We start from the raw sequence: 6645 nt of genomic DNA on the forward strand, positions 1-6645 counted from the left end.
AAAGGTACTGCTAAATTAAAAAAAGTTAAAGACTGTAATCACTTAACTATTGGGTAAACCAAAAGATGCCATTTTATTGAAAATAAATTTTTAGAAAAAAAATCAAGTACACAATAATGAACATAAGCGTTGATAGCACCTGGTATTTTTTATTACCTATATCATAAGGCTTATTGATAAAGTGGTTTTGTATAAGCGCAATTATTGGTAACCTTAGTGCTATATAACGTTCAACAATAAAAGTAAGCATTTATTCTTATGACAACAAACTCAAATACTCCTGCTGAAAATAAAAAAATGAGCTTAACTGGCCGTATAGTGATTGGCATGATCAGCGGCATTTTACTCGGTACATTTCTCCAGTGGTTAATGCCTGCTGGTAAAGATAAAACTTTTGAACTCTACTTCTTCCAATTATCATTACAAGGCTTTTTAGTTGATGGTGTGCTTGAAGTAATAGGTCAAGTGTTTATGGCCAGCTTACGTATGCTAGTGGTGCCATTAGTTTTTGTCTCGTTAGTCTGTGGGGTTTGTTCACTCAAAGATACCACTAAACTTGGCCGTATTGGTGGTAAAGCTATAGGGCTTTATTTAGCAACGACCGCTATTGCCATCAGCTTAGCTATTTTTGTTGCATTACTCGTTGGCCCAGGTGAAGGCGTTAATATGCCAACCAGCAGTAGTTTTGAGAGCCGAGAAGCACCTTCTTTAGCACAAGTATTAATTCAAATGTTCCCTACAAACCCTTTTGCTTCATTTGCAGAAGGAAATATGCTGCAAGTTATTATCTTTGCCTTACTTTTTGGAGTAGCTATTGCACTATCAGGTAAGTCAGGTGAGCGTGTCGCTACTTTATTTGAAGATTTAAGCGTGGTAATTATGCGCTTAGTAACTATTTTAATGAATATAGCCCCATATGGTGTGTTTGCACTATTAGCGACCTTATTTACCACAACATCCTTTGAAACAATAGAAAATCTAGCTTGGTATTTTGGCGTTGTATTTTTTGTATTAATTGCGCACGCTTTACTTACCTACCCTATTATTTTGAAGTTATTAACTGGTTTGAACCCGTTAATTTTCATTAAAAAAATGCGTGATGCTGCCATTTTCGCTTTTTCAACCGCAAGCTCTAATGCAACCATTCCGGTAACTTTAGAAACCGCCACTAAAAAATTGGGTGTAAAAAACTCTATCGGCTCATTTACCGTACCGCTGGGTGCAACCATTAATATGGATGGCACCGCGATTATGCAAGGTGTTGCTACTGTATTTATCGCACAAGTATTCAACCAAGATTTAACTTTAACTGATTATATTACGGTTGTATTAACTGCCACTTTAGCCTCAATTGGCACAGCGGGTGTTCCTGGTGTCGGTTTAATTATGCTGGCAATGGTATTAGATCAAGTTGGCTTACCGGTTGAAGGCATAGCATTAATTATTGGTGTTGATAGATTACTTGATATGACACGTACCGCGGTTAACGTTACGGGTGATAGCATGGTCAGTGTTATTGTCGCTAAAAGTGAAAACCAGTTCGATGAAGAAATGTATTTAGATCCTAATGCAGGGCAAAATATAGAGAACATTGATTTCAATCACTTAGATAAATCACAATAATATTTAACTTATTAAAGGTTATAAATTTAAAAGGGTTAAAGCATTATGCTTTAACCCTTTTTATTCAAGCAGTTATCCAAACCTTCAAACTAACTAGGAAATATACGATTACGCTGTAGCAGTTTTCCAATAAAGCTTTCTGCAGATAACGACGCAGCTTTTGAGAATTTATCAGCTAGACCTTTTTTTACTTCATATTTTATAGCAACCACTTTATGGGTTTTACTTTTCGCTTGAAGGTAATCGTCACTTGTTTGAATTGCATCAACTAAACCTAAGGCTAACGCGGTTGTACCAAACCAATGCTCACCCGTTGCCACTTTTTGAATGTCTAGGCTTGGGCGATGTTCATTAACAAAGTCTTTAAATAATACGTGGGTTTCTTCTAGCTCTTCAATGAACTTTTGCTTCCCCTTTTCAGTGTTCTCACCAAACATGGTAACTGTGCGTTTAAACTCACCTGCGGTAAATTGCTCAAACTCCACATCATGCTTTTTTAATAGCTTATTAAAATTTGGCACCTGTGCAATAACCCCAATAGAGCCTAATATAGCAAAAGGCGCTGAAATTATTTTATTCGCGACACAAGCCATCATATAGCCGCCACTTGCCGCTACTTTATCAACCGAAACTGTTAATGGGATTTCTTGCTGGCGTAAACGGTCAAGTTGAGATGACGCTAAACCATAACCGTGAACCATACCGCCACCACTTTCAAGGCGTAAAAACACTTCATCTTGTTTAGTGGCTACCGATAAAATAGCTGAGATCTCTTCGCGTAGTGAACTTACCTCTTTAGCATCAATGCTGCCGTTAAAATCAACAACAAACACATGAGCTTTACTCGGTTTTACTTCATCGCCTGATTTAGCTGCTTTTTTATCGGCTTTGACTTTTTCTTTGGCCGCTTTTTTATCTTGCTTCTCTTTTTCTTTAAGTTCTTCTTTCGTTAATAGCGCATGAATAATATCTTGCTCTGTATCTTCAAACTGTTCAGAAAGATCGGTGATATCAAGCTCACCCTTTTTGTGTTGTTGCTTCATTGCTGCACCAGCAATGGTAATGATAATGGCGACAACAGCTAAAACAAAGGTTACCGCTTTAGCTAAAAAAAGTCCGTATTCATATAAAAATTCCAAAAGAGCTCCTGAAAATTAATTGAGTTAATCGTAAAGTTATCGAAGATTTTACACTAATTTAGTTTATTGCAAAGGCTTGTCGTTTTTTGAGATGAAAATTTTTATCAGGCATATAAAAAAACCCTCATACGAGGGTTTCTATTCATGAGTTAATCAGTATTCACCAAACGGTGAGTGACTATAAACTCATATCAAATTACTTAACTAATTCAGTATTAGTAATCGTAATTGCTTGTCCCATTGTTGCAAAGAAAGCAGCAACTTGGGTTTGCATTTCTTGTGTCGCTTGCGCTGTTTTAACAGCATCAGGTGCCGCAGGTACTGCTGCAGGTGTTAAAATAGAGCTATGGTGGCCATATACAAACCTAACAGCACCAGAGCCTTGTGTTGTACTACTCACACTAGGTAAACCTAATAAAGCAATAACCCCTTCAGTACCACCAAGTGGTGATACTGACACTCTATTTGGAATAACTTGATCAGCACAGTTATCTGTTAACGCAATATCCGTACATGTAGGATTACCGACATCGACACCATTACCTACCACTTCAATTAAATGAGTTGCTGTATTAGTCATTGCCATAATACCAGCATAATTCACAGGATCAGCCGAGTCGACAACCGTTTGCGCCGCAAAACCAAACTGAGCAAAAGTTGCATCTAAACCAGCTTGCTGTTCAGGAGTTAGCGCACTATAGAAAGCCTTAAATGTCGCTCTAAGCTCTGCTTCTGTTGCACCTTCTGGGTAGGCGGCATCAACCATAGCTTTAAAGGCAGGTGAAGCTTTATACGTTAAATTGCCTTTAATTAATGGACTAAAATCGCCAGATTCCATTAAGAAGTTTGCAATCATGGCGCCAGGCATTGCTAAAGAAGCACTCGATACTTTAAATAAACCATCAAGGGCTGGGTTTAGTGGCGTATTAGCTAAAGCTGTAAAATTAACACTGGCAATAGCACCTAATGAATGACCTACCACTTGCACTTTAGATGCATCTATATCAGCACCAACCACGGCATTTAAGCCTAAACGAAGACCAAGCATATCAATTGTTGACTGTCTTAAGTTATCGCGGTTAGTTAATAAGCTCGCTAAATTCATGTAGTGAGTTGCAGAAACCGTTGAAGCACTAATTTCATCATGCTTCATACCATTTTCATCGGTAACATTATCTAAATCAAAACCACGACTACCATGTAACGGGTGGTCAATAGCTACTGTTGCAAAGCCAAAAGCAGATAAGATACCGGTAAGTACTAGCATATCTTCTTTTTTAGAAGTGATACCGTGTTGTAAAATAATAACTGGCCAACCTGATTCTGGTTTTCCGGTTAATGCTGGTAAGCCAAAGCTTGCACGCACTGCATCAGTAGTAGGAGAAATATCTGGTGTAGTCATTTGTACTTCAAGTACTGACGGATCAGGTATCCATGGAATATCACTTACCGGGCTTGGTGCTGGTACGGGGCTGTATTTAGTTAAGTGACGTTCAACATCAACAGGCATCACTGAACTTAAATCACGTAAACCTGGAGCAGGTAAACCCGCATTTTGAGACACTGCCATACATGTAGCGTCAGACTCACTCAGTGGACCTTCAGGAATAGCTTCTGGGTTGCTTGCAGCAAGACCTGCGAGCATAGCTCCTGAGTCACATAAACTCTTCCATCGTGAGTTCACTGGTGCTGTAGGGTTAGCAATAGAAGGCACCCCTAAATAATAAGGTAATGTAACACTACCCTTATATAAATTACCGGTTGAATATAAAGCTTTTAAGTTATCTGGCAGCTGTATACCTGAATATTCAAAGGCTTGTGCTACTGAAATACCAGTATCAGCCACTGCAATTACTGGCGGTAAACCGCCTTGTGCTAATGGCGCAGCTAATAATGCTTTAGCGGTAAATAGAACATCATTAGTCGATTGGGTAGTTAAAGCAAAAGTATAGATTAAGCTATCTTTATCAGCGCCAGCAGCAACAACGGCATTTTCATAACTGTTCGTTAAGCCTTGTAATAATAATTGGCTTTCGGTCGCTAATGGAGCAGTTGTAATATCTTGACGTACCAGTTCGTAAGAAATAGCTGGCGCCAGCGAGTTGCCATTATTATCTTTAATATGATTAGTTAACGCGATGACGTAACTGGTTTTTCCGCTCAGCGGTTTGAGAGGAACAATAGCGATTTGGCCATCTGATAACTGAGTAATATAGTCAACACCAAATGTTAACTTATTCACAACCTTACATGCTAAGCCGCGTGTTAAGCTCTGACAGTCAGCGTCGCTTGCATCCCCTCCCATCAAGGTTTCATAAATATGCACAGCTTCTGGGTTATAAACACTTTCAGCATTTAAAGACACACCTTCTGGGTAATCTATCGCGAGTTTAAACGGGTGTGTATTTGACCAACCATCAAGACCATTAATTGAAACACTAGGGTCAGAAAAGTCACTTGAGTCGGCCACAGGTATATTTAATGTACCATCGACGCTACCAGAGAACATTAAATCGTTCGGCACAGATAATCTAGGCTCATCGGCACCGGGATCAAACACAATACGAGCTAATGGCGTAACTGCACTGCCATTATCTATTACCTCTTGTTTTACATCTTCAATTGTTTCGTTATTACAGGCGCTCAAACCAAGTGCGCTAATAATAGAAATACTGAGTGCTAGCTTTTTCATGTAGTTTCCCCATGCCCAATTTTATTAGTTTTATTAATTTTTATTTGATGTTTGTTAACTGCAACCGTTTAAGTAAAGCATTAAAAGCGTAAAAACCCAATGGTATTACCCCTAATATATGAACAAGTTAACTTGTAGGTTAGTTTAACGCACATCAATCACTTTATTTAGGTAATTTCACTTGTTAGACCAGTTAAACTTAACGTAAGATTTATTAATTCGCTAGTGGTTTTTACAATTGTGCTTAAATATTGTCGATAATTAGCATATTTTTTCTTAAAAATTTAACTTTTACTCGTCAATGAAAATACCAACGCGTAGAATAACCGTATATATTTTTCTCTGATTCAACGCCCGACCTAAAAGATCCCAACATGTTTGATTATTCAATAAAAGACGCAGATTTACACAACAAAGTAATTTTAGTTACCGGCGCTGGTGCTGGTATTGGCCGTAGTGCAGCGATTACTTACGCAAAATTAGGTGCTACTGTTATTCTACTTGGTAAAACCGTCAAAAAACTTGAAGCGGTATACGATGAAATTGTTGCGCTTAACTTAACTGAGCCTGCAATTATCCCTTTAGACTTAAAAGGTGCAACAAAGCAAAACTATATTGATATGTCGAGCACCATCGCAGCGCAATTTGGCAAACTAGACGGTGTTTTATTAAATGCATCAGTTTTAGGTGAGTTAACCCCGTTTAGCCAAATACACGAGCAAACCTTTAATGATGTTATGCAAGTTAACGTTACTGCCCAGTATTTATTGGCACAAGCGTTAATACCTACGTTATTATTGTCTAAGAATGCCTCTATGGTATTTACATCTTCGGGAGTTGGTTCACAAGGTCGTGCTTATTGGGGACCTTATGCAATATCTAAGTTTGCAACCGTTGGTATGATGCAAGTGATTGCCGATGAGTATGAAGGAACCACTTTACGTGTTAATGCCATAAACCCAGGTGCAACCAGAACCAGTATGCGCTCAAGCGCCTTTCCTGCTGAAGATAAAGAACTATTAGCAACACCTGACGATATTATGCCTTTATATGCTTATTTAATGTCTGATGACAGCATTAAAGAAAATGGCAGCACCTTAAAAGCACAATAAACAACCTGAGCTCGGCTTAACGAATATTTCTCTAGCAGCTATTTTCCCTAACTTATTCGGGAAATTTGCCTTGCTTATC

Annotated in this window: 4 protein-coding genes; 2 read left to right on the top strand and 2 right to left on the bottom strand. The window is 38.4% G+C overall.

The annotated features are described in order from the left end of the window. Nucleotides 1-258 precede the first annotated feature (258 nt). Nucleotides 259-1623, top strand: a complete 1365-nt coding sequence (locus KO495_RS01060; RefSeq protein ID WP_215978546.1) for a dicarboxylate/amino acid:cation symporter — start codon at nt 259-261, stop codon at nt 1621-1623. 89 nt (nt 1624-1712) lie between these two features. Here KO495_RS01060 and sohB read toward each other — a convergent pair whose 3' ends face one another. Both sohB and KO495_RS01070 read right to left on the bottom strand, forming a co-directional pair. Continuing rightward, entirely contained in the window at nt 1713-2762 is a 1050-nt protein-coding gene (gene sohB / locus KO495_RS01065) for a protease SohB (protein WP_215978547.1), read from the bottom strand. Nucleotides 2763-2958: 196 nt separating this feature from the next. After that, nucleotides 2959-5454: a VolA/Pla-1 family phospholipase gene (locus tag KO495_RS01070; RefSeq protein ID WP_215978548.1), complete on the bottom strand. Its 2496-nt coding sequence runs from the start codon at nt 5452-5454 to the stop codon at nt 2959-2961. 374 nt (nt 5455-5828) lie between these two features. Between KO495_RS01070 and KO495_RS01075 the strand changes: the two genes are divergently transcribed. After that, nucleotides 5829-6566, top strand: a complete 738-nt coding sequence (locus KO495_RS01075) for a YciK family oxidoreductase (RefSeq protein WP_215978549.1) — start codon at nt 5829-5831, stop codon at nt 6564-6566. Nucleotides 6567-6645 lie beyond the last annotated feature (79 nt).

It is taken from the genome of Colwellia sp. D2M02 (assembly GCF_018860755.1).
GTDB lineage: Bacteria > Pseudomonadota > Gammaproteobacteria > Enterobacterales > Alteromonadaceae > Colwellia > Colwellia asteriadis.